The organism is Vulcanisaeta sp. JCM 16159 (assembly GCF_001316265.1).
Taxonomy (GTDB): Archaea; Thermoproteota; Thermoprotei; order Thermoproteales; family Thermocladiaceae; genus Vulcanisaeta.
In genome coordinates, this window is record NZ_BBDN01000002.1 from 199,801 (window position 1) to 220,765 (window position 20,965).

Annotated in this window: 31 protein-coding genes and 4 pseudogenes; 18 read left to right on the forward strand and 17 right to left on the reverse strand. The window is 41.8% G+C overall.

Going from position 1 to position 20,965, the window contains the following annotated elements:
- Positions 1-10 precede the first annotated feature (10 nt).
- Positions 11-720, reverse strand: a pseudogene (locus tag JCM16159_RS02600) (DUF72 domain-containing protein).
- 137 nt (positions 721-857) lie between these two features.
- Here JCM16159_RS02600 and JCM16159_RS02605 point away from each other — a divergent pair.
- The gene (locus JCM16159_RS02605; protein WP_054856859.1) at positions 858-1,232 is read left to right on the forward strand and encodes a PaREP1 family protein; all 375 of its coding nucleotides are present in this window, start codon (positions 858-860) and stop codon (positions 1,230-1,232) included.
- 96 nt (positions 1,233-1,328) lie between these two features.
- On the opposite strand, the gene JCM16159_RS02610 is transcribed toward JCM16159_RS02605, so the two are convergent.
- The 3 genes from JCM16159_RS02610 to JCM16159_RS02620 all read right to left on the reverse strand — a co-directional run bounded on the left by JCM16159_RS02610 (position 1,329) and on the right by JCM16159_RS02620 (position 3,448).
- On the reverse strand, positions 1,329-2,030 hold the full coding sequence (locus JCM16159_RS02610) for a hypothetical protein (protein WP_054856860.1): 702 nt from the start codon (positions 2,028-2,030) through the stop codon (positions 1,329-1,331).
- Positions 2,031-2,327: 297 nt separating this feature from the next.
- Positions 2,328-2,897: a rhomboid family intramembrane serine protease gene (locus tag JCM16159_RS02615; RefSeq protein ID WP_054856861.1), complete on the reverse strand. Its 570-nt coding sequence runs from the start codon at positions 2,895-2,897 to the stop codon at positions 2,328-2,330.
- A gap of 50 nt (positions 2,898-2,947) precedes the next feature.
- The gene (locus JCM16159_RS02620; RefSeq protein ID WP_054856862.1) at positions 2,948-3,448 is read right to left on the reverse strand and encodes a DUF996 domain-containing protein; all 501 of its coding nucleotides are present in this window, start codon (positions 3,446-3,448) and stop codon (positions 2,948-2,950) included.
- A gap of 164 nt (positions 3,449-3,612) precedes the next feature.
- On the opposite strand from JCM16159_RS02620, the gene JCM16159_RS02625 reads away from it, so the two are divergent.
- Both JCM16159_RS02625 and JCM16159_RS13885 read left to right on the forward strand, forming a co-directional pair.
- On the forward strand, positions 3,613-4,296 hold the full coding sequence (locus JCM16159_RS02625; RefSeq protein WP_243665665.1) for a radical SAM protein: 684 nt from the start codon (positions 3,613-3,615) through the stop codon (positions 4,294-4,296).
- A 41-nt stretch (positions 4,297-4,337) separates the two neighbouring features.
- A complete protein-coding gene (locus JCM16159_RS13885; protein WP_243665666.1) occupies positions 4,338-4,520 on the forward strand; it encodes a hypothetical protein in 183 nt (60 codons plus the stop codon).
- On the opposite strand, the gene JCM16159_RS13890 is transcribed toward JCM16159_RS13885, so the two are convergent.
- Together JCM16159_RS13890 and JCM16159_RS18335 are read right to left on the reverse strand one after the other, a co-directional pair.
- Positions 4,517-4,696: a hypothetical protein gene (locus JCM16159_RS13890; protein WP_243665667.1), complete on the reverse strand. Its 180-nt coding sequence runs from the start codon at positions 4,694-4,696 to the stop codon at positions 4,517-4,519. The genes JCM16159_RS13885 and JCM16159_RS13890 overlap by 4 nt on opposite strands.
- The gene (locus JCM16159_RS18335) at positions 4,693-4,815 is read right to left on the reverse strand and encodes a hypothetical protein (protein ID WP_367834219.1); all 123 of its coding nucleotides are present in this window, start codon (positions 4,813-4,815) and stop codon (positions 4,693-4,695) included. The genes JCM16159_RS13890 and JCM16159_RS18335 overlap by 4 nt, the downstream gene beginning before the upstream one ends.
- A gap of 327 nt (positions 4,816-5,142) precedes the next feature.
- On the opposite strand from JCM16159_RS18335, the gene JCM16159_RS02635 reads away from it, so the two are divergent.
- The 6 genes from JCM16159_RS02635 (at position 5,143) to JCM16159_RS02655 (ending at position 7,695) form a co-directional block, all read left to right on the forward strand.
- A complete protein-coding gene (locus tag JCM16159_RS02635) occupies positions 5,143-5,394 on the forward strand; it encodes a hypothetical protein (RefSeq protein ID WP_054856863.1) in 252 nt (83 codons plus the stop codon).
- A 97-nt stretch (positions 5,395-5,491) separates the two neighbouring features.
- Positions 5,492-5,905, forward strand: a complete 414-nt coding sequence (locus JCM16159_RS02640; protein WP_243665668.1) for a hypothetical protein — start codon at positions 5,492-5,494, stop codon at positions 5,903-5,905.
- A 35-nt stretch (positions 5,906-5,940) separates the two neighbouring features.
- Entirely contained in the window at positions 5,941-6,114 is a 174-nt protein-coding gene (locus JCM16159_RS13895; protein WP_243665669.1) for a hypothetical protein, read from the forward strand.
- Positions 6,115-6,146: 32 nt separating this feature from the next.
- Positions 6,147-6,500, forward strand: a complete 354-nt coding sequence (locus tag JCM16159_RS02645; protein ID WP_054856865.1) for a P-loop NTPase fold protein — start codon at positions 6,147-6,149, stop codon at positions 6,498-6,500.
- Positions 6,460-6,909: a hypothetical protein gene (locus JCM16159_RS02650; RefSeq protein WP_243665670.1), complete on the forward strand. Its 450-nt coding sequence runs from the start codon at positions 6,460-6,462 to the stop codon at positions 6,907-6,909. The genes JCM16159_RS02645 and JCM16159_RS02650 overlap by 41 nt, the downstream gene beginning before the upstream one ends.
- A gap of 195 nt (positions 6,910-7,104) precedes the next feature.
- Positions 7,105-7,695, forward strand: a complete 591-nt coding sequence (locus tag JCM16159_RS02655) for a hypothetical protein (RefSeq protein ID WP_054856867.1) — start codon at positions 7,105-7,107, stop codon at positions 7,693-7,695.
- A gap of 1,037 nt (positions 7,696-8,732) precedes the next feature.
- On the opposite strand, the gene JCM16159_RS02670 is transcribed toward JCM16159_RS02655, so the two are convergent.
- Genes JCM16159_RS02670 through JCM16159_RS02680 form a run of 3 tightly spaced genes read right to left on the reverse strand, consistent with a single transcriptional unit; the run spans position 8,733 to position 10,427 of the window.
- On the reverse strand, positions 8,733-9,194 hold the full coding sequence (locus tag JCM16159_RS02670) for a class I SAM-dependent methyltransferase (protein ID WP_054856870.1): 462 nt from the start codon (positions 9,192-9,194) through the stop codon (positions 8,733-8,735).
- Positions 9,181-9,594 (reverse strand): class I SAM-dependent methyltransferase, encoded by a 414-nt coding sequence (locus JCM16159_RS02675; protein WP_243665697.1) that lies wholly within the window; start codon positions 9,592-9,594, stop codon positions 9,181-9,183. Before JCM16159_RS02675 ends, JCM16159_RS02670 begins: the two co-directional genes overlap by 14 nt.
- Positions 9,534-10,427, reverse strand: coding sequence for a hypothetical protein (locus JCM16159_RS02680; RefSeq protein WP_243665671.1), 894 nt, complete (start codon positions 10,425-10,427; stop codon positions 9,534-9,536). The genes JCM16159_RS02675 and JCM16159_RS02680 overlap by 61 nt, the downstream gene beginning before the upstream one ends.
- 125 nt (positions 10,428-10,552) lie before the next feature.
- Between JCM16159_RS02680 and JCM16159_RS02685 the strand changes: the two genes are divergently transcribed.
- The 3 genes from JCM16159_RS02685 to JCM16159_RS02695 are packed head-to-tail and all read left to right on the forward strand — an operon-like array spanning position 10,553 to position 11,740.
- Complete coding sequence (locus JCM16159_RS02685) at positions 10,553-11,056, forward strand: phosphoadenosine phosphosulfate reductase family protein (RefSeq protein ID WP_054856873.1); 504 nt, start codon at positions 10,553-10,555, stop codon at positions 11,054-11,056.
- The gene (locus JCM16159_RS02690; protein ID WP_054856874.1) at positions 11,053-11,376 is read left to right on the forward strand and encodes a hypothetical protein; all 324 of its coding nucleotides are present in this window, start codon (positions 11,053-11,055) and stop codon (positions 11,374-11,376) included. The genes JCM16159_RS02685 and JCM16159_RS02690 overlap by 4 nt, the downstream gene beginning before the upstream one ends.
- Positions 11,377-11,395: 19 nt before the next feature.
- Positions 11,396-11,740 (forward strand): hypothetical protein, encoded by a 345-nt coding sequence (locus JCM16159_RS02695; RefSeq protein ID WP_054856875.1) that lies wholly within the window; start codon positions 11,396-11,398, stop codon positions 11,738-11,740.
- A gap of 31 nt (positions 11,741-11,771) precedes the next feature.
- Here JCM16159_RS02695 and JCM16159_RS13900 read toward each other — a convergent pair whose 3' ends face one another.
- A complete protein-coding gene (locus tag JCM16159_RS13900; protein WP_243665672.1) occupies positions 11,772-11,957 on the reverse strand; it encodes a hypothetical protein in 186 nt (61 codons plus the stop codon).
- Positions 11,954-12,310, reverse strand: coding sequence for a hypothetical protein (locus tag JCM16159_RS02700; protein ID WP_243665673.1), 357 nt, complete (start codon positions 12,308-12,310; stop codon positions 11,954-11,956). Before JCM16159_RS02700 ends, JCM16159_RS13900 begins: the two co-directional genes overlap by 4 nt.
- Before the next feature lie 65 nt (positions 12,311-12,375).
- On the opposite strand from JCM16159_RS02700, the pseudogene JCM16159_RS02705 reads away from it, so the two are divergent.
- A pseudogene (locus tag JCM16159_RS02705) lies at positions 12,376-13,189 on the forward strand (50S ribosomal protein L2).
- A gap of 2 nt (positions 13,190-13,191) precedes the next feature.
- Here the strand turns inward: JCM16159_RS02705 and JCM16159_RS02710 are convergent.
- Both JCM16159_RS02710 and fni read right to left on the reverse strand, forming a co-directional pair.
- Positions 13,192-13,614 carry a hypothetical protein gene (locus tag JCM16159_RS02710; RefSeq protein ID WP_054856876.1) on the reverse strand — a complete coding sequence of 141 codons (423 nt, stop codon included), beginning with the start codon at positions 13,612-13,614 and terminating at the stop codon, positions 13,192-13,194.
- 70 nt (positions 13,615-13,684) lie between these two features.
- Positions 13,685-14,758: pseudogene (fni, locus tag JCM16159_RS02715) on the reverse strand (type 2 isopentenyl-diphosphate Delta-isomerase).
- Positions 14,759-14,912: 154 nt separating this feature from the next.
- Between fni and JCM16159_RS02720 the strand changes: the two are divergent.
- Positions 14,913-15,056, forward strand: coding sequence for a hypothetical protein (locus JCM16159_RS02720; protein WP_243665674.1), 144 nt, complete (start codon positions 14,913-14,915; stop codon positions 15,054-15,056).
- A gap of 57 nt (positions 15,057-15,113) precedes the next feature.
- Here the strand turns inward: JCM16159_RS02720 and JCM16159_RS13905 are convergent, their stop codons facing one another.
- Genes JCM16159_RS13905 through JCM16159_RS13915 form a run of 4 tightly spaced genes read right to left on the reverse strand, consistent with a single transcriptional unit; the run spans position 15,114 to position 17,192 of the window.
- Entirely contained in the window at positions 15,114-15,569 is a 456-nt protein-coding gene (locus tag JCM16159_RS13905; protein WP_243665675.1) for a hypothetical protein, read from the reverse strand.
- On the reverse strand, positions 15,542-16,207 hold the full coding sequence (locus JCM16159_RS13910; protein WP_243665676.1) for an MFS transporter: 666 nt from the start codon (positions 16,205-16,207) through the stop codon (positions 15,542-15,544). Before JCM16159_RS13910 ends, JCM16159_RS13905 begins: the two co-directional genes overlap by 28 nt.
- Entirely contained in the window at positions 16,189-16,320 is a 132-nt protein-coding gene (locus tag JCM16159_RS18340) for a hypothetical protein (RefSeq protein WP_367834220.1), read from the reverse strand. Before JCM16159_RS18340 ends, JCM16159_RS13910 begins: the two co-directional genes overlap by 19 nt.
- A complete protein-coding gene (locus JCM16159_RS13915; RefSeq protein WP_243665677.1) occupies positions 16,320-17,192 on the reverse strand; it encodes an MFS transporter in 873 nt (290 codons plus the stop codon). Before JCM16159_RS13915 ends, JCM16159_RS18340 begins: the two co-directional genes overlap by 1 nt.
- Positions 17,193-17,306: 114 nt before the next feature.
- Between JCM16159_RS13915 and JCM16159_RS02730 the strand changes: the two genes are divergently transcribed.
- The 4 genes and pseudogenes from JCM16159_RS02730 to JCM16159_RS02745 all read left to right on the forward strand — a co-directional run bounded on the left by JCM16159_RS02730 (position 17,307) and on the right by JCM16159_RS02745 (position 20,945).
- On the forward strand, positions 17,307-18,260 hold the full coding sequence (locus JCM16159_RS02730; RefSeq protein WP_054856878.1) for an NAD(P)-dependent oxidoreductase: 954 nt from the start codon (positions 17,307-17,309) through the stop codon (positions 18,258-18,260).
- Positions 18,261-18,294: 34 nt separating this feature from the next.
- Entirely contained in the window at positions 18,295-18,615 is a 321-nt protein-coding gene (locus JCM16159_RS02735; protein WP_054856879.1) for a hypothetical protein, read from the forward strand.
- Positions 18,616-18,664: 49 nt separating this feature from the next.
- A complete protein-coding gene (locus JCM16159_RS02740; protein ID WP_054856906.1) occupies positions 18,665-19,414 on the forward strand; it encodes an MBL fold metallo-hydrolase in 750 nt (249 codons plus the stop codon).
- Positions 19,415-19,575: 161 nt separating this feature from the next.
- Positions 19,576-20,945, forward strand: a pseudogene (locus tag JCM16159_RS02745) (extracellular solute-binding protein).
- Positions 20,946-20,965 lie beyond the last annotated feature (20 nt).

Consider the following 20,965-nt stretch of genomic DNA (forward strand, 5'->3'; position numbering starts at 1 on the left):
GGAAGTAACCTCACCGTTTCGTTAACTCCCTCAGTATCTCCAGCATCTTCCTGGCATTTTCAAGCATCCAATGATCATTGTTAAAGAATACGTAAATCGCACCAGGATTGAGGGAAACAGCCTTAATCGCTAGGTCCTAAGCTCATCCTTACTATAGTCATACATATACCAATCAGTCCTACCGTGAAGCCTCAAATAAATGATGCCGCTTGTGCTCCTGACCCACGTAATCCCGGGCTCGTCAATGGACACCACAGTGATGTCCAAGCCCCTCAGTTCATTAATGGCATCCTCACTGTTAAACCAGCTCTCGTGACGAAACTCAATGGCAAGCCTAGGGCCAAGTCCCGTCTCCCTGGTGAATGTCCTTATTCTCTCCATATTCTCATCATTGTAAGTGAAGGATGGAGGCATTTGGAAGAGGTAGAAGTCGATGTATGGGTCAAGTGGTTGGAATAGGTCTCTAAACCTACGCCAGGTATCTAATGCATCCTCCCTAAGTCTCTTGACATGGGTTATGTATCTATGAACCTTAACAGCCCACCTGAGGCCAGAGCCCTTCCTAGCCCAGGAAGTCACCTGGTTCCTAAACGGGAACCTGTAAAAGGATGCATTCAATTCAACGGCATTAAGCCCGGAATTCCTCACGTACCAATCGAAGGTTGAGTCCAGGTTCCAATCATAAAGCCAACCCGACGTGCCAACAAAGACCTTAACCACGGAGTAATCATCACTAACGCCTTATAAAGCTACCACGCACTGAATTAATGGGTGATGATGGCTGTCGGGACACCAGATCGGTGATGAACACCTGGAGCTGATAATTATTTAAGTCTCAACGAGTAATTTGCCTTGAGATGACGAGTAATGCCTTAAATGCCATGTTCATGAGCGCCCTGGAGATTCTAAACTACGCCAAGGAGGAGCTTGACAAAGCCCTTAAGTTAAAGGACATGCTTCTATACAGGAATGCGGCGGATAAGGCATTCCTCGCATTAATCATAGCGATTAATGCATTCATATATGGGAATACTGGGGTAATCCCTAAGAACAACAGCGAGCGAAGGAGAATTCTCAGGGAGATTGGTCGCGAGGACTTGAGGGCCCTATACAGTGATTTAATGAGGACTCTTCATGATGATGCATTTTACGAGGGCGTTTATGAACCGGACGAGGTTGGCTACGCCATTAATAAGATCGAGAACCTAGTCAGGGAACTAATGAGTGGGTAACGACTTAAGGATTAATTACCTAGTGTGTTTATTTTCTCTTTAGTGATTGGGTTGTGCCGCCACTGACCCGGTGATGATGGGGTCAGCGTGATGATCCTAACCATCGCTTTTCCTGAAGTATATGTAGACGGTCTCACTACGGTAATTACAATTACTTAGCCCGTAAAACGTACAGTTTGACATTAGGTAAATATTTAGGGTTGGTCTCCAACCCGCCGGTTGGATCATGAAGATTACGTAAACGTAAATATAATTGCCGTACACACTTCGTGATGCTACGCATGCTAAGGAGTCAATGCGCATGTTTACGTAATTACTTGACAAATTATACGGTGGATATGGGACGAGCTTTATCGTCTTACCTGAGTTTATTGTTAGGTATAGGGTCGAGTTACTGATTACTATTTTTATTGTACCACTGGCGTTGGGCATTATGATTGGCGAGGGTATCCCAGGGAAGAGCGTGAATATGAGTACTCCCTTAGGTTTATTTACTATGAATGTGTATACATATTTAGAGGAGTAATCCATGCTTATGTATATAATTGATTTCTTATCAACGATTATTGAGTTATTCCCAGTCCTCAATATCATGGCTATGTCATAATTATTAGTAAACCAGTAGCCATTATAATAGGGGCATGTGGGAGGTGCGTATATTCGTTCTATTTTTGGTAATAAGGCAATAAGAAGTAGCCGTAATGTCTTGGTGGATATACCATAATCAAGCATAAGCGCTATTAATACCAATGCAGCTATCGCAATTAACATGATCATAATTGCTAATACCCTACTCATTCTCCATTAAATGCGTATTGCCGTACCTTTTAAATATTAAACTTTGAATCTTAATTTTGAAGTATAATTACCTGACCTAATTATCCACTGCCTATTCTCATAAGTCTTAGTATTACGTATTGATAATAACCGATTAAGTCCGTGGCGTTCGGCTATATTGCCAATGCGCTGAACTTCTCCAGGTAGCTAGGTATTCCTGTTGAGTATGAGCACGTGCGAACCGCCGTATGAATTAATTATTCACATCGGCTTGTCCTGTCATAAGTAATAACCATTAAATAGTAAAACCAAAGTACTTTATATTATTAAAGCGTTGTTATCTCTCTTCATGTATATGTAACCAATTATTATGCCCACGATAAAGCCAAGTAGGTGGCCTAGGTAGGCTATGCCGAAGGCGAAGGCCAGTGGTGATAGTAGGAATATTATTGCTATTATGTTTATTGGGTTTGCCAGTATCACGCCCCTGTGCGGCGTGGCTATTATGAAGCCAATAAGCCCAAATAACGCGCCTGAGGAACCGCCAACGAGGACTGGCGTCCCCATTGCGTAGTAAAGTATTGGTGAGAGCGCGGAAGCTATGCCGCTGAGCATGAAGGTTAGCCAGAAGTTTCTTGATCCAAACATGGTCTCGAAGTATGGCCCAATCATCCATAGGGTGAGCATGTCAAATATGTAGTCGGTATATGATGGGTGTGCGAATATGGCTGTTATGAAGCCCCATGGGGTTATTGGCGGCCACGTACTACCCAACAGCGCTACTATTATTTCATAGGTTACCTGGTTAATACTCATGGCTATGAATATGGGTATGGTGAACGCTGTTGATAATAAGAAGGCAATTAACGTACTTTTAAACCTATACATCAGTACCTACGTATTGATTAATTTAAAATACCTAACCTTTGCTAAATACATCATCGTGACAGCCTATAATAACCAAGTATCGCGTATATATCAGCAACTATCAATAATATAACACCAGCGATCACTATGGTCAACAGCGAACCCAACCAGTACCACCTAGAGGCACTGGCGAACTCACTCACATTGCTTGAGGATGCGAGAGCTGCATAGGCGTTTCTCCAGAAGTACCCACTTATCACCGCAATTGCATATAGACCAAGAACCCACGCAATTATAGTTCCAACGCTAGTATACGTTCCAGCGTTTATGGACGATAAAAGAGCCATTATGCCTATGAATGAAAATATGGCAATAACAACGCCGACTATTGAGATAATCACCGCCACTATTGCATCCCTCCAGATTTCATTGTTATTGTAGGCCTTTGATAATTGATACAAAGCTATTAGCACGAGTATAAAGCCCACAACATTGGCATACGGTATGAAGGTTAATATGCCGCCTATGAAACCAAGTGTACCAGCAGACCTTATCTCTTCTTGTTTGCTCACGGGATTTATTTTTAAATGTTTTTATAAACATTACCCCACAAATGCATCTAAAAAGCATAAAAGAACATAGTACTAAAACATTTGCAAAAACTTAATAATATGATTAAGTTAGGAGAATAAAAATGTAAGATTAATTAAGGAAGGATTAATTGATCCCTCAATACATGATTAGGCTTAACATAGTTTTTGGCGAATTTGCAAGGGGATGTAGGCAGTGCCAACTAGGTATAAAGAGCGTACTATTCATAACAGGTGTATGCCCACTAAACTGCTTCTACTGCCCAGTTAGTAGGGATAGGTTTGGCAGGGACGTTATGTTCATCAACGACAGGCCAATCAATAAGTTCCCAGGCGACATAATCGATGAGCTGGACAGGGCTGGATCCAACGGCCTAGCCATCACTGGTGGCGATCCAATAATGGTTGTTGATAGGGTCGTCGAGTTAGTGAGACTGCTTAAGGATATTTATGGGCAGGGCTTCCACATACACATGTATACCCACGCCCTAAACATTAATGAGGAAGCCATTAAGAAAATGGCCGGCAGTGGTATTGACGAGGTTAGGATACACGCAATAAACCCAGCCCAATTAAACGGTAAGTTAAGCCTACTTAGGGTTCTTAAAGATGCGGGTATTGAGCTTGGTCTCGAGGTTCCCGCCCTACCCAGGTTTGAGGGCGAGATCATTAAGGTTGCTGAGGTCCTAATCACCAATGGGTTGATAAGCTTCGTGAATTTAGACGAACTCGATGTAAGCCCTGCAAACATAAATAACCTGATAAGCATGGGTTATAGCCGGGGCCCGATGGTAGTGTCATTGGTAGTCTCGACGCAGGCATTAAGATAGCCAGTGAGATTAGGAGGAGGTGGTCCTGGATAAACGTTAACGTGTGTACATCACGCTATAAGGACCTAGCCCAAATCGGCGCTAGGCTGTTTAGGATTAATATGAGGATTGGTGGTGGGAATGAGGTTGTGCTTGATGACGGTACCGTGGAGAGTAAGAGCGAGGGCGGCGTTGTCATTAAGTTGAGGATTGGTGGTAAGGAATACGACGTAGAGAGTGGCTAACGGCACTCATTCAGTGACTGAAGCTCCTTAACAAGTTCCCTCCAATCACTCAACTGCTTAATCAATTCACCCCTGCAGTAAATCTCTATTGAGGCTATCCCATACGCATCAATGATCTGATGAGGCGGTGCTGGAAATGCCGAAGCCCAGGCCACGTAATTACCCTCAGGACTCAAGGCCTGATCTCCCTCTCAAGGGCGATCATGTTCCTCGACTTCCTCAGCCTAATGATGACCTTAAGCCCCTTGTTCCTAACCATAGTTAATACCTGCTCTATGTCCTTAATGGTTACCACGCATTAACCACCTATTAGTTATACACTCACACTCAATTTATAAATACAGCCCTACATTAAGTCCTAATAAAATAACACCAAACTTGGTGTAACGAATTTCTAACATCCATAATCAGCAATAACCATAAGAAAGTTATGAAATAGAATTGATAAATTAAGTATACGATATAAATAGCATTAATAATATTGAAGTCATAATTAACTACGAAATATACCAAATAAAATTCAAAACATTGAAATAAATTCTAACTTTTATTCTATACTATTACATTAATACATAATTTAACTCGGCAAAGCCTTTTAAACTAAGGTACTATTTTTACAATAATGGTAATGAACGATAAAAATATATTGCGTGGCAGTGTAAGGGCGCATCTATACAACCTAATCTATCTTCAGTATTTTATATCATTAAATAAATTTAAGCAGTTGCTAAATATATTAGAGGAGTACTTTAAAATTTATCCAATCGATTCGCAAGTAAGAATTCAGGAATTTAAAATATTTTGGAGCAATAGACTAAATATAAATATAAATGACCAGAAGGGGAAAAAAAGAGCTATCAAAACCAATAAATGATCTCCGAAGGCTCGGTCTTTTTGATGGAAATAAAGAAGAAAGAAAGGGAAGATCAAGACCACTAGGGCCATATGAAAGTTTAGGTAATGCGGACTTAGTGTTTTATAAGCATCAAAGGTTTGAGAAGTCGTTGGGCTTCCTCTTCTACTCCTACATTAATGGTAATCCCATTGTTAATGAATTATTTAATTCATTAAGGAATTATGTGGAGCTGGACATCAAAGACATTTATAGCATGCTCATCGCTACGTTGAGTAGGCATGGATATGGAGTCAATGCGGGATTGACCGAAAACGAGTTGCGCAGGTTCCATGAAAAATTCCTGAAACCCCTCGAGACATTGAGTGAAGGCGCGATAAGGATTAATCATCAAAAAGGAAAGGTTGAGCTTCATTGGGACATTATTTCGAAAAGACTAGAGAGGCAGGAGGTTTTGCCTTCCGATTTCCGCGACATGGTGATAAGGCATTCACATCATACGTCAGGCGCAATAAGTATGATAAATACCTGAAGCCAGGCGGGTACATAGGGGTTGCAGTCAAGGACTTGTACGATGAGTTTGTTAGGCTCTACGGCAATGTAATGTCTCTCACGGAATTTGCGGAGAAACTGAGATTCCTCAGCGAGTTAAATCCATACACATTCCGATTATACATACACCCGGCATACCTGCGCGAGCCAGACAAGGGCTGGGAAATAGAGATACACGTAAAATTTTAAAAATACCTTGCAAGCATTACATAATAATAAGTATGAATAGCGAATATAAAATAGCTTGTTTAAAAGGAAATCCATTTGAACCTGCAATTGCAGATGCAAGGGCGCCACAAGATATAATTTTAGTTGGTACCCATTATTTTACAATAAAAGATAATATTATAAATAATATAAATAATATGACAAAGTATACAAAAAGTATTATAATATTATCAGGAGAAGTAGGCTCAGGAAAGACTGCAATAATTAAAAGAGCATTTTATGAAATGCTTCAAAGGGAAAATATAGAAAATATAAATTGTGGTATTACGAAAAATAAAATTTTATTAATTTATAAGGCAATTACTGATGAAGATGCTGATGAATACGAAAAAAAGCGCATCATTTAATGAATATTTAATAAAATTATTAAATATTTGTTTAGAAGAATTAAAAGAAGAATTAAATATTATTAATAAGGAAAGCACAAATAATGATCCATTTGAAATATTGATTGAGAAAGAAATTCAAGGAGTCTCTTTAGCACTTGATCAGTTAGAACGAATTGAAAAGGATAAGTTATATAATTTACATAGCGAAGTAAGGGACTTATTTAACAAACTAGGTACTAATTTAGGTTTTATATTAATATTATCTCAGGTTAGAGGTTACATTCCACGTGAGATAGTAAGTTCTTTTGAAAAATACATAGGTAATGTAGTTTCGTACGAAATTGAGGGACTTACTAAGGACGAAATAATTGGCGTTACACGTGAAATATTGCAACATTATAGATTTAAAAAAAGAGGAACTGCCTGAATGTACGAATATAAATCCGTATTATCCCTTTGAGAATATAGATATACTTAAACAATTGGTTGATACTATTTTCACATTTTATGGTAATATTGAACGTATTAAGCCAAGACTATGGTACAATATTATGAGTAAAATATTAGAGCAAGCAGTCTTAAGAGGGTATATACCATTAATAAACCTAGATATGAAGAATTATTGGATTATGTAGGTTTAAGGGCAATTATTGAATGGAATAATTACTTATCATATAGGGCAGAAAAAGAGGAATTAATAGATGCGTTAAAAACTGCTTTCATATTATTTAAATTAATGGGTAGTTCTTTCTCTATACATGAAAAAGTTACAATGGTTAATGATGCCTTGCTAATTAAATTAAGTGAAATACTTTTTGGCGAAAAACTTCAATTAAGTGAAGATGAAAAGAATATAATTAATAAATTAGCTGATTTATTATTAATAATACGTATAGAAAATATTGTAAAATTTATTGCTATAAAAGTTACGACACGAGCAACAAAGCCGTTAATAGAAGAACCATTAAAAATAATTGCTGAGAAACAAATTGAAGGAATAAAATATAAAGGACAACTATACTCGGTAAAAGATCTTTATTATTTAATTATTACTTTCTCCGAACTTCCTAAGACTGTAGAGGAAACATTAGATACGTATGAAGTTATAGTCCCCTTTAATATTCTTGAACCATTAATAATAGATCGTAATAGCGAAACCTCCTATGGAGCCCTGCTTCTTATTTATAATAAGTGTTCAAAAAAATATATATAAATGCCGTGGAGAGGAGGATGTTGAATTAAGCTTAGATAAAATACGTGAATATATTTTAGATCCTATTTTAAATCAGATTATTTCAGGATAATTATGTCTGGTCAGCTAAAATTTGAACAAATTATGTACAAATTAACATTTCAGTATTTTCCTCGTTATGTTTTTAATATAATTAATTTAGATTATTTCAACAGAATAATTAATTATTTATTTGATGTTTCAACAGAGTCAGGCATATTGAACGTATTTTTATTACTATTACATAATTTTATAAATTTTAGACCTTTTATTTTTGTTGAGCAGCATTTAAAAGATAATGGTAAACCTGACGCTATAGTAATATCATCACGTACCTGTCAATGCTTAGATTTAAGTAAAGTGGTTAAAAAAAGAAGGGTATAGTATTCCCATAAGTGGACTTTCAATTATTGAAGTTAAGGTTGATGATGCAGTATTAAAAAAAGAGTCAACACATTGAAAGACAATTAAGAAAATATCTTTGTGCGACTGGAGGACTTATACCTCTTTATTTGATGACAGCTACTATTAATATGCAGAAATTTTATAATTTAGAAATAAATCTCGATAATATATTTAATAAACTTATTAATAATAAGATCTGTATTCGTAAAAACTCTATGTATGAAATATATAAACTTGGTTATATAATTATTTACACTAATGGTGTCCAAGATCTTTCTAAATGCAGTGCATGTAATATTGAAATTTATGTTAAGGAATTTATAAATAGAGATTTAAATTCTTTCTTAAGTTTTAGTGAAAAATGTAATAATAAATGTAATAATATTAGTAATTCTATACCTCATTATGATTATATTAATAATTCTATTTATGACGCTGTAACGTCTGAAAAAAAATAGCACTTTTATCTTTTGAAGCATGCGGTAATAAGCATATTAGTATTCTTATTTCTGGAAAGAAGCAGCACAAGACGCCAGTTCTCTGTTTGAACAATTTAGATATATAATATTAAATTTTCCATATTTTGTTTTATATTTTTCTTAATTATATTTAGCTTATTTTCTTCTATTATTTTCATTATTTCCTGAGCATCGTACTTTAATGCCCTTGGGTTTTTTTACGTGGTACGTCTCCAGGACTATATACCTCTTACTCACCCTCTTTAATTCGCCTATTGTCTCTTGCCACTCATCCTTGCTATTCATGAACATTAGTATGTGCGTGAATAATACGACATCGGCTACTCCATCCCTGAAGGGTAGGCGTGTTGGGTATGCAACAACATTAGGCCTAGTGTCCATTATTGCATCAACCCTTACGGTGAAACTACCGTACTTATTAGCCAGGTACTTCGAGTTCCTCCAGGTGCTGCAGCCGTAATCAATCACGAGCCTCGGCCTAAAGCCCTCCCTATCGATCACAGTCTCGAGAAGCCTAACCCCAGTACTCCTCGGACTCCTCCTACTAATGTTGCAGTGATTGCAGTACTCCTCCCTGAGTATCCTAATCCTTATCATGGTTAACCCTCATAATCGCCTGGAACTGCGTATTACTAACCCTCCTAATAATGATTGGCCTGCCAAGCCTCAGGGCGTCAATCATGAAGGCCTCATAGTCATAACTCCAGTGGGCATTAATCGCATTATACACCGAGAATGCCACCTCACGCCTGCTCACGCGCTTGACCTCGTTTATGGCCACCTCCTTATCCCTGATGAAGTTTATGACGTTCCAGAGAATAACTACGTCTATTGAGGAATCCCTCAATGGTAGTCTCCTGGCGTCAGCCACAACCCTATCCACAGCCCAACCACTACGCCTAAGCTGGAGGACGTGCTCATCAACGTCGATGAGTATTACGAAGGATGCACCACGCCTAAGCCCATAAGTCCCCTTAACGCCAAACCCACAGCCAATATCCGCGACAACGGCATTATCGAAATTAACGAAGTAAGGATTGACGGTATTGAATACTTGCTAGACCCAGACCTAACAACCACAATGTCGCCATTAACCACCAACTTGGATTGCTCGCGAATCCTCGATCTAGGCCTAGTTCTAGGGCTAATGTGGCTCAGTACCTTTAATAGGGGGCTTGGTACAACCACGGCATTACCAGAATCATTCACCACCAAGGCATTGAATAACTCATCAACACTCAGTAGTTTACCAATACCGAACTCCCCGAGTTTCGAGTTCATAGTCGAGCCATTGGGCAGAACAACCTCGATAAGCGCTGGGTAGAGCATCCTAAGGATTATTAAAGCCCTAAGCACGTCATCCTCATCAACCCCCATGCACCTTGACAGTGAATTAACTGTGTAGGCGCCACAGCGCCTCAACGCACTTAATAATTCAAGGATTATCGACGCCTCTTCGGAGGATTCCAGGATCTTCATGTAATCGCCCCAGTAATTAATGATTAGTGAGTTGCCCTTAATAGACGCAAATCCGCCCTCTACAAACCTCGATAATGGCGGCATTCTCCTAACGTCAATCATGCACGGCACTTCATTCCTCACAATACTACCGAGGACAGCTCTAACGATGGATACCCTACCAATAACCCTGTAATTAACCGTCAGCAAACCATCACTGCAACAAAAACTATTCAATAACTCACAATTTACCTTGTTAATGCCCGTTATGGCGGGCAGTAATAATAATCTTGACGCCCCATAGAAGCCCCTAATCATGGAATCCAAGTAGTCACCAAGCCCCGTGAGACTAACGACATTGTTAAATTCCATGCCCGGCATTATTGGTGTGATTAGTGTGGGCAGGGCAGGATAAAAGTGTTACTGATGCCTACATCAACAATTATAAACATTAATTTTTAATTCTAATTAGGTTTGGGATTAAAAGCGAATTTGCCATGGTGTTTACCAGCATTATTGCTGATGCGTTTAAGGTGTTTGATGAGGCCTACACCAGGTCTCGTAGGTTCATACTAGCCTACTCAGGCGGTAAGGACTCGACGGCAACGGCAATACTACTGTATAAGTGGGTCCTTGAGAGGAGGCCCAGGGATTTGGAGGTCGTGATCCTGCACAACGACACAATGAGCGAGATACTACCCATGGAGGCCTGGGCCAGGAAGTTCATGAGTGAGTTCACGGCTAGGATGGAGGGCCTTGGTATTGAGGTTGTTAGGGAGGTCGCGACTCCAGAGCCCACGGACACCTTCTATTGGAGGGTCTTCGTCAGGGGTTACCCTGCGCCAACATTCAACTTTAGGTGGTGCGTGGACCTGCTGAAGCTCAACCCCACCAGGAGGGTCTTGGCTAGGTACAGGGACTACATACTCATTGTTGGTTCTAGGGATGAGGAAAGCGCGGCCAGGGTTAAGTCCATGAGGCTAGGTTTGGTGCCTGCATGAGTACGGGCTCGTGCATTGGTGCCTACTTCACGATGAATAACGACATACCGAAGGCAGCGCCAATAAGGTTTTGGCGCACCGAGGAGGTTTGGGCCTTTTTAAGGGCTCAGATGGACTTCGACGTAACCGACCTAATAAACCTATACCTATTCAATGGGAACATGGATACTAGGTACGGGTGCTGGCATTGCACATTGGCCAGGGTTCAGCAGGGGCTTTACCTAAGGCCCGAGTACTTATACGTTGAGGCCTCAGGGTCATTTATAGGGCGGTCTCCGACATACCTGAATTCAGAACGCAAAAAAAAGCACTGGCTATAGTAGGTTGGGGCCGCTTAACGTGTTTGGTAGGTCAATAATCTACAATGCGATACCAATAATTGAGGAGTTGATAGGTAATAAATTCTTCTACGGACTAGATGAGGTGAGGGTGGGTGGTACATCACTTAGGGAGTTGTTCTACGAACTCCCCCCAGACGAGGCTGATAGGTTGATCGAGCAGTTCGACAATACGGATAGGCATATCACTATTGATACCCTTAGAACAATAAGACCAACGAGTACGCAGACAAGGAGGGTTAAGGAAAGAGCCATGGAAATAATAAGTAACAACAATCCATATAAAGGAAAGCTCATTAGGAACATATCAATAATATTAAGAGGATTAGTATTATTAAGAAATTAATTTTTCAACTTAAAGAATGAATGTTTTTACTTCATATTTTGCTTGGTTTAAATGTGAATGCCTTATAATAAGTGATAACCCCCTCAGAACTAACGAGTGCAAGGACCAACTGCGCACCCATGCTCTCGCTATACTTCAGCACATTTAATAACTCCATTACTTGTATCCCAAGTCCCTCAGTGACTATCTTAATCATGTACCGGGGGCTCGAATTCACAGGCTCTTACCCTTATCCCACACCAGGAAGTCCACGGGGCCATTAACCACGGGCTTTATGAAGTAACCCCTCTTCCTCATGTCCAAGTACACCGTTAAGGCGTGTGGATTCTTAATCTCCCTTATCAACTCATTCACGCCAGCCTCATTGCCATCAATCATCACCCTGTACCCAATTATGGACAGGTACACGAGCTCTATGGGCCTTAGTACCATTGTCCCGCTCCTCTCATCGCCAATACCCTTCTCCTCAAGTTCGTAAGCATCACCATTATTAATCTTGATGAGGCTATACTCATCAGTACCCGTCTTCCTAACGATTATTGCCTTCTCCTGATTCTTCGAATCCCTCATTCCGCATTACCCATCAATGTAAATATTTAAAAACCCACTACCCATCACCATTAACGGGATTAACCGTGGGCAAGAAAATACTGGTGCAAAGACGAGGAAGAGGCGGTTCGCAATTCAGAAGCCCAAGTTGGATTAGGGAGGGTCCCGTTAGGTATTTACCAATGAGTGATGCCGAGCTTAATGGCGTAATTAGGGGCGTTGTCAAGGAGTTGATGCACGTGCCCGGTCTCAATGCCCCTGTGGCTAGGATAGCGCTTGAGGATGGTAGGGAATTCCTTAATTACGCGGCTGAGGGCATGTACGTTGGCAGATTATTGAGATTGGCGCGGCGGCTAGGCCAATGCCAGGCAACATACTGCCGCTTGGCAAGATCCCCGAGGCTCCATGATTTACAACATCGAGAAGAGGATTAATGATGGTGGCAAATTCGTCAGGTCAGGCGGTACCTACGCTGTCGTCCTCATTCATAAGGACAGTACTACAGTTGTTCAATTACCCAGTGGTAAGGTTATGGAGGTAGACTCGAGGGCCAGGGCAACGGTGGGTATAGTGGCTGGTGGCGGTAGGATCGAGAAGCCAATGCTTAAGGCAGGCGCTAAGTACTACAGGTCGCTGGCTAAGTCCTGGAAGTACCCAACGGTTAGGGGTAAGGCAATGAATGCGTATGCTCACCCACATGGTGGCGGTAGTCACCAGAAGGGTGGTACTCCGGTGCCTAGGACTGCGCCGCCTGGCCAGAAGGTCGGCTTCATAGCGTCTAGGTGTACTGGCAGGAGGTGTCCGCAGATTGTGCCAAGGAGTAAGAGGGTTTGGGCGTCTGGTTATTCGAAGAAGACGAGACTTAAGAACAAGAGGACGAGCGCAATGCCGTCAGAATAAGGTTACTCCCTCTTGCTTATTAATTCCTTGCATTTACTTAATTCCGTGGCTAATACCGAGTATTTATTAGCGTCCTTATACCTAATCTCCTCAAGATATTTCTTAGTCCCATTAATTATGACTCTAAGGATTTCACGTGATGACAGGTAATTCCCATACTTCTCCTGAACCTTATTAATAACGTCATTGCAGCTAATCAAGCCCCCACTCAGCAGACCTATGACGTAGTTTATGGCATCCTCCATGATCTTCTTAACCTCAGTCCAGTGAACATCGCCGGATCTAGTGTGAACAAGGCCCTGGGCAGGTAGGTTTGGTGACCAGGTATAACCGCAGTCCAGGCACTTAAATGTTAATGCGTCTGAGACGACGATGGCTATCCTTCTTGAGCCACACCTTGGGCATGAAATACCCTGAATAGACATAACCTACCTATGAGTCAATGTCTTATCTATAAAATGCTTATGCTAACTCTTAGGAATTATGACAATTATATTACTTACCATGCCTGACGTGCCTGCACTGTATGCCCCTTTGGCTGAGCCAGGAGATTATTGCCGGGCCAAAAACAATGGTACCTTACTAAGGTCATTAATGTTTTTTGAACCCGTAAGAAACATAGCAATTCTAAACTCCTTAAGTAACCTACTAATGAACCTCTTGGTTTCATCATACCCCTTAAGCGCAGCCAGGAGGAGCGGTCTCGACATTGAGAAGGCGTTCGCCCCAATGGCTATCGCCTTGGCACCATCAAGTCCACTCCTAACACCACCCGACGCAATTACCACGCCATCATAAACACTCCTAACCTCGCAAATAGATATTGCCGTCGGTATTCCCCAGCCATTGAATACGTCGGCTTCATCCATCGTACCAGCTCTTATGCTCTCAATCCTTATGAATGACGTACCTCCAGTACCTGCAACATCAATCGCATCTGGACTAACCTTAGATGCAAGCATCCTAGCAACCTCCATGGATATTCCATTACCAACCTCCTTAACAATCAAAGGCCTATTAGCAACCTTCTTAATGAACCTAAGCTTATCAATGACGCCCCTAAACCAGGGCTCACCCTCTGGTTGGAAAACCTCCTGGGCAGGGTTTAGATGTATGGCTATTGCGTCGGCATTAATCATGTCTATCGCCTGCGAGACCCAATCACTGAGCACCTTCTCATCAAGCCTAGAGACCTGCGGGGCACCCAGGTTGGCTATCTTGAGGGCTGTCGGAGCATTCTCGCAACGACCCTAAAGCTCCTAGCGTCTCAGGCTTAACGATAGCAACCCTCTGGGAGCCAACGTACATGCCAATACCAAACTCCTCAGCGCACTTAGCAAGTGTGGTGTTAATTTTCTCGGCAGTCCCCGTACCGCCAGTCATTGCGCCAATTATGAATGGGAACGATAGTCTCTTGTTGAATATTGTTATGGCTGTATCTACATCATCAAGATCAATCTCAGGCAGTGCCATGTGAATTAAATACACCTCGTTAAATAGGTTATTGCCTTCCTCAACATTCCGCTCCGAAGCAATCCTAATATGGTCATCCTTCCTACTCTCAATCATTCAAGCATGGATTAGCCAACGAAATAAAAACTTATCCTAGATTCTGCGTGATTTATAACTTATATAGTTATTAAGAGCTAATATATTGATTAAACCCGGTTCACAATATAAATTTATTAACGGAAAAGCTTCATCTTCGTTCGGTGATAAGAAAATGTTCATAGATAGAGATAAATCACGTAAAAACCAGGTAAATACGGAAAGAAGGATATATAGGGGATACACTGCTATTGAGTATTTGAGTGATGGCAGGGCGGTTTTATGGAGCGGTAGTAAGGCGTACATACTGTATCTATGAAGTATTGCTTAGAAATTGAAAATAATGTATTAGTAAAGTGTATATATATTAATTTTATCATTTATTTAGAGACTTCGTTTTTAACCAATTATTAATGACTTCACCTAGCCAATCTGGCACATTTACGTGTTTCATTAATGATTCCACCATTGATTCATTAAATTGGCAATTATTAATACTATTTACGAAATTAATGAACCAATTGGGAAGCCCTGATGTGGTGGCTATGGCGTAGATGAGCTCCCTACTTGTTATACTGCTTAATACGGTTTCGCCTAGCTCGGTGTTCATTAATAGGTAGGCGGCATAGGTTTTTCGTAGTATTGGGTCTGATTTAATGTCAGCGCTATTGCTATTATTGACATTAACTGACTTATTGCCACTTATCGGATCCTGTGTGTTTACTTGTTCAATCGCCTTTGCTGCATTTTTCGCGCTTACTTGCATGGTCTCAAGTGGTTGATGATGGAATGTTTCCTTACCCCTTAGGTATGAGAATACGGCAGCCAGCACGGCAAGTATGGCTGCCGTATGGTATGCGTAGTAGAAGCCACGGCCATTGCAGGGGCTATTGCGCTTGGGAAGAAGGTTAATTTATCGATATTACTGAATACACTGGCTGGTAATGATATACCTGCCTGCTCAATTAGGGTCCTTATTGGGTCATAACCGAGAAACGCCGCGAATAATGCGTAGACTGGCGGAATTGACACTAGCCTGTTGGCATCGTTTGCAGGAACCCCCGCGTTCAATAATGCATTATATATTGATTGTGATAGTGTCGTTGAGGCCCCAGTCAGGATTAAGGTTAGGAATATCGCGAAGCTCATTAGTAGGCCTATGTTTTGCATTGCTGACCTTAGTCCAGAGGCGGCTGACCTCTCAGTCGGCGGTACGGCGCTGAGTATTGATACTAGATTCGGTGATTGGAATAGGCCCGAGCCAGCACCCATTAGTAGTAGTATTGCTGCGAACAATACGTAGTTAAAGTTCGCTATTGGCAGTAGCGTCAGTAATTCAAAGCTAGTTGCAAGGAGTATTGCGCCCAATGTGGATACAACCCTGGCACCAAACTTATTCAGTAACTTACCACCTATTGGTGCGAAGATGGCATTAGTTATGCTACTTGGAATTAGGTATATGCCAGCCAAAGTGGTGTGTCGGCGTATGGGACACCATGAAGTGGCAGGTAAATCGCCTGTAGAAGCAGTGATAGGACGAATACATTGGCACCCTGGGCGAGGAATAGGAAGAGACTGCTCACTACACCGTAGGTGAACTGCCTAATCCTAAACAGTTTAACCCTGAGCATCGGCTCTGGATCTTGGACTCAATGAAGAATAATGAGCTAAATAGGGCACCACCAATACCAAGCAGTATCCAGACCATTGGATTACCCCAGCCTAGTGATGAATTTCCATATGGTGTCATAGACAGCATTAATCCCATGAGTAGTAGTACTAATGATACGGTTAGTAATGACGCACCAATCCAATCAATCTTAGCCTTCGCAAAGCCCGCAGGTAATCCATAGACGCTCCTGTACGCCCATACAATGCTGATAATGCCTATCGGTACGTTGTACAGGAATACCCACCTCCAGTTAATCGTGGCCAATAAACCCCCGATCACCAGGCCCAATATACTACCTGCACTAAATGATATGCCAACGATACCCTGCGCCACGCCCCTACGCTCCGGCGGATAAACATCGGTTATTAATGCGGCGCTATTGCCAAACATCATCGCACCCCCCAGCCCCTGTAAGAATCTGTAGGTCACCATTTGAATACCGGCAACTGCGCCGTAGCCTGGCGTTAAACCTAGCAGTAATGATGCCGTTGTGAATACGATATCACCAATGGTAAATACCCTACCCCTACCATACATGTCTGATAACCTGCCAATGAGGGCTACGGTAATCGCCATCACCAGTGGGTATGCGAACATTATCCACGCCATTATCATGAAGCCAATTGCCGTATTAATACTAAGCCCAATACCCCTGAGTATCGCGGGCAGCGCAATCACGACTGACGATACATTCATAGACCCCAGCAGTGCTCCAAGGAACGCATTTATCAATACGGCCCTTCTCTGACCCTCACTTATCGAAGCCCACAGTTCCCTTTGCATACGATTATGGCATTCGGAAGCCTAGCATTTATAAAACCTTCTTTGTTAGTGATATCGGCTATTTTCTCTATTTAGGGAAAGACTTAATTATTACTTTGTCATAAATAAGACATTGTGGAGAAGGCTTTAATCATTGGGCTTGGATTCATTGCAACGAACTTAGCTAAGCACCTAGTTGATAGGGGTTTCGATGTATATATAACCTATAGATCAGTTCGCGGTAGCAAGGCCCTTATGATGAAGGACTTATTGGAATTGAATGTTAAGCCGTATAAATTGGACCCCGGTAATTACGACGATACCGTAAAGCTCATCAACAATATTAAGCCAAATTACGTATTTAATACGGTCGGTATATTGAACGGCTCATGGACTGAATTATGGAACGCCCATGTTGAGGTTCCCCGCAATATCGCTAGGGCGATACTCAATGTTGATAGGTCAATAAAGCTGGTTCATATAAGTGCATCAGCAGCAACAGGGAGAATAGGTAGGTTCATAAGTGAGGAGTCTGTGCATTGCGACTTCTCGTATGTAAGTCCGAGGACGGATTATGAGAGGTCTAAGTGCGATGGTGAGAGGACCATTAAGGAGTTGGGCAATGAGGGACTTAATTACGTAATTGTTAGGCCGGCACTTGTTTATGGGTATTATAACGACCACAATGAATTCCTCAGTCTTTATAAGCTTGTGAGGATTGGATTGATACCGCAAATTAGCGGCCTTGTCAATGCCATCTATGTGGGTTACCTAGTGAAGGAACTTGAGAGACTAGCAGTTAGTGAGGAGTATAGAAACACGTTTCTTTATGCAACTGAATGTAGCATGTATAGTCTGGGTGAATTTGCTAGGCTAATGGCTGAGTATCTGAATATTAATGGAATTAGAATACCGCTGCCGCCTGGTATCGTTAGTTTATTCTTACCCAGTGGTGCTCGTTCATTGCTTAAGTACGTCAATGTGCAGTATGATTGTGGAAGTACGAGGAGGGTGTTGGGTGATGTTGAGCCTGCCATTGGTGTTGGTGTTAGGGAGATGGTTGATTGGTTGAGGAGGGTTTATGGATAGTAAGTATTTAATGGCTTAATAATGCGTGATCTTGATGAGTGAACCCAGGGTTGCAGGTATATTGATGCTCATCAGCGGAGCTTTTTTACTTGTGCCAGCACTGCTTCTGGTCCTTATGTCGATTATCGTGATTCCAATACCCAACATAGGCGTAACCATACTCTGGGCATTGTCGTTGATTACCATTGCGCTGGCTATAATGAATATAGGCGCCGGTATATTATTAATAGCTAGGCAAAGCGACACTGAGGCTAGGACACTGGGCATCGTGGTTGCCGCCCTGAACCTGGTCTTTACTTGGTGGACGTTAGTAGGCGCCGTGTTTGCTGTCATCGAACTCGCACTCCTGATTTAATTAGCCCTGAAGGTAACGCCTTAAATAATATTCGGTGCTTTACTATACCGTGAGAGTAATTCCACTGGGGATTGGTGGTTGGGTATCAAACCCGCTGCTCGGCAATGTATCACTGATGGTGGAGACCGGTAAATCAAGGATTTTAATTGACGCTGGTGAAGGTACTTACAGGGCCTTAAGGACTTGTGGTTTCGACGTGGATAACCTGGACCTCATACTCATAACACATAGGCATGGTGATCACGTGATGGGCCTATCGACTCTGGCGTTATTCGCCAAGGCCAAGGGAATAATGCTCAGGGTTTATGGACCTAGAGACGTGGATCTGCAGAAGCTCTTTGATGCATTAGGTATACCGCAATACCTATCAGCAATAGAATTTCATCCAATTGACCCAAGCCCAGAGCCATTAACGGTGATCATCGGCCATGATTACAGGATAACCGCGGTTTTGGCGGATCATGCAATACCGACACTGGCATATAGGATTGATGGATCTGATGGATCATGCGTAACATACAGTAGCGACACTAGGCCTACTTCAAATATTGTGAATCTTGCCAAGAACTGTACATTACTTATCCACGAGGCGTCCGGAAACCCAGGCACTGAGGAGGTATCCCACTTACATGGACATTCAACGACAAGTGAGGCACTACAAATAGCTAGGGAGGCCGGTGTTAAGTACTTAATGCCGGTGCATTATTATGTGGAACCACCCATATTAAGTGGTACACACTGTGTGAATATAGTTATTCCACTACCATGTACTCCACTTGACACCCAAAGATTAAAGTGATTGATTTTGTATAAGATTTACTTATTTTATGATATTGAAGTATTAATTGGAATAATATAAAGACACTGGTCCTAGAAAATACTTATAACCTGGGCATCATAAGATACTATGTGAGGAGTGGCATCTCACGCACGACCTGGGTTATAATCGGCGTTATAATAGTGGTTATAATCGCAATTGGCGCCTATTACTATATTAAGTCAGTAACTGCGCCAAAAACAGTAACCATAGTCGTTGTCGCCTACTCAGGAACCACTGCTCAATTCATACAATTCGCTGGTCAATTATTCCATGAGGAACACCCCAATGTAAATGTTGAGGTTATTACATACCCATTTAGTCAGTACGTTACTAATGAATTAACAGCACTCGAGGCCCACTCAACTGAGTATGACATTATAGAGTTCACATCAACATCATCGCTTAGGTTCGTGCCTTACGTATTACCGCTTAATCCATATGTAGGAACCCTATTTAATATGAGCGATTTAATGGCTCCCCAGGAGGCCTTTGGCGGTGAGTTCTATAATACTACGACCGGGCAGATTGAATATATTGGTATAGCGTATGAGACGGTAACCTACATGCTAGCCTATAAGTGCTCGATATTCAACAACCAAACACTGGCTCAGGAGTTCTATAGTGAATATGGTGTCGAGTTCAACCCATTAACCTGGCAGAATTGGACAACCGTGCTTGATGTCGATCAATTCCTAGTGGGGAATGGCATCACTAAGTACGGCGTCCTAATTGATGACCACGTATCACACGGTATAATAGATGCTTACCCAGCAGTATTTGGTTGGTGGTACATGAGGGATCCGAACCTTAATGATGGCAGGATTGGTGGTCTACCCAACTTCAACATAATGTTCTACGGAGCACCAGCGCCAGGCTGTACATACCCACTACCCGACTTCAACACCACGGATGGTATTGAGGCACTCGAGGTCTATAAGGAACTTGTTTCATATGAACCACCGCCAAACGTCACGCCTGTAACTTATGATAACCTACCAGAACTATATGCCGAGTACGCACCTGCTGCGTTAATGTTCGTTAGTCAATTATCATACCTACCATCAAGCGTGTACAATGATACGTGCTTAGCACCATTACCGGGTGGCTACGCCGAGACCGGTACTAACTTCCTCGCCGTCAGTAAGTACTCAACGCATAAGCAGTTGGCTCTTGAATTCCTTGCATTCCTGGTATCGCCTCAGGTCCAGGTATATGAGTACCTGTACTTCCATAAGTTCCCAATATCGAAGGAGGCATTCCAAATGCTACTGAGTATAGTACGCTTAGTCCGCATGATAAGGAATTGCTCGAGGCAGTTTATGACGCGGCTCAGTACGCCTGGGCAAACCCGCCAAACATACCACCAACATACCCAGAGTTAATACCAAGCTTTAACCAGGAGGTATTCGAATATCTACTTGGGCAAGTGAGTGCTCAGGAGGCAATGAATACTGCCGCTGCGTCTTGGGTAAACGCCCTTGTTCAAACCTACGGTTCTTGTTCAGGCTAATACTACTTAAGTCATAATTG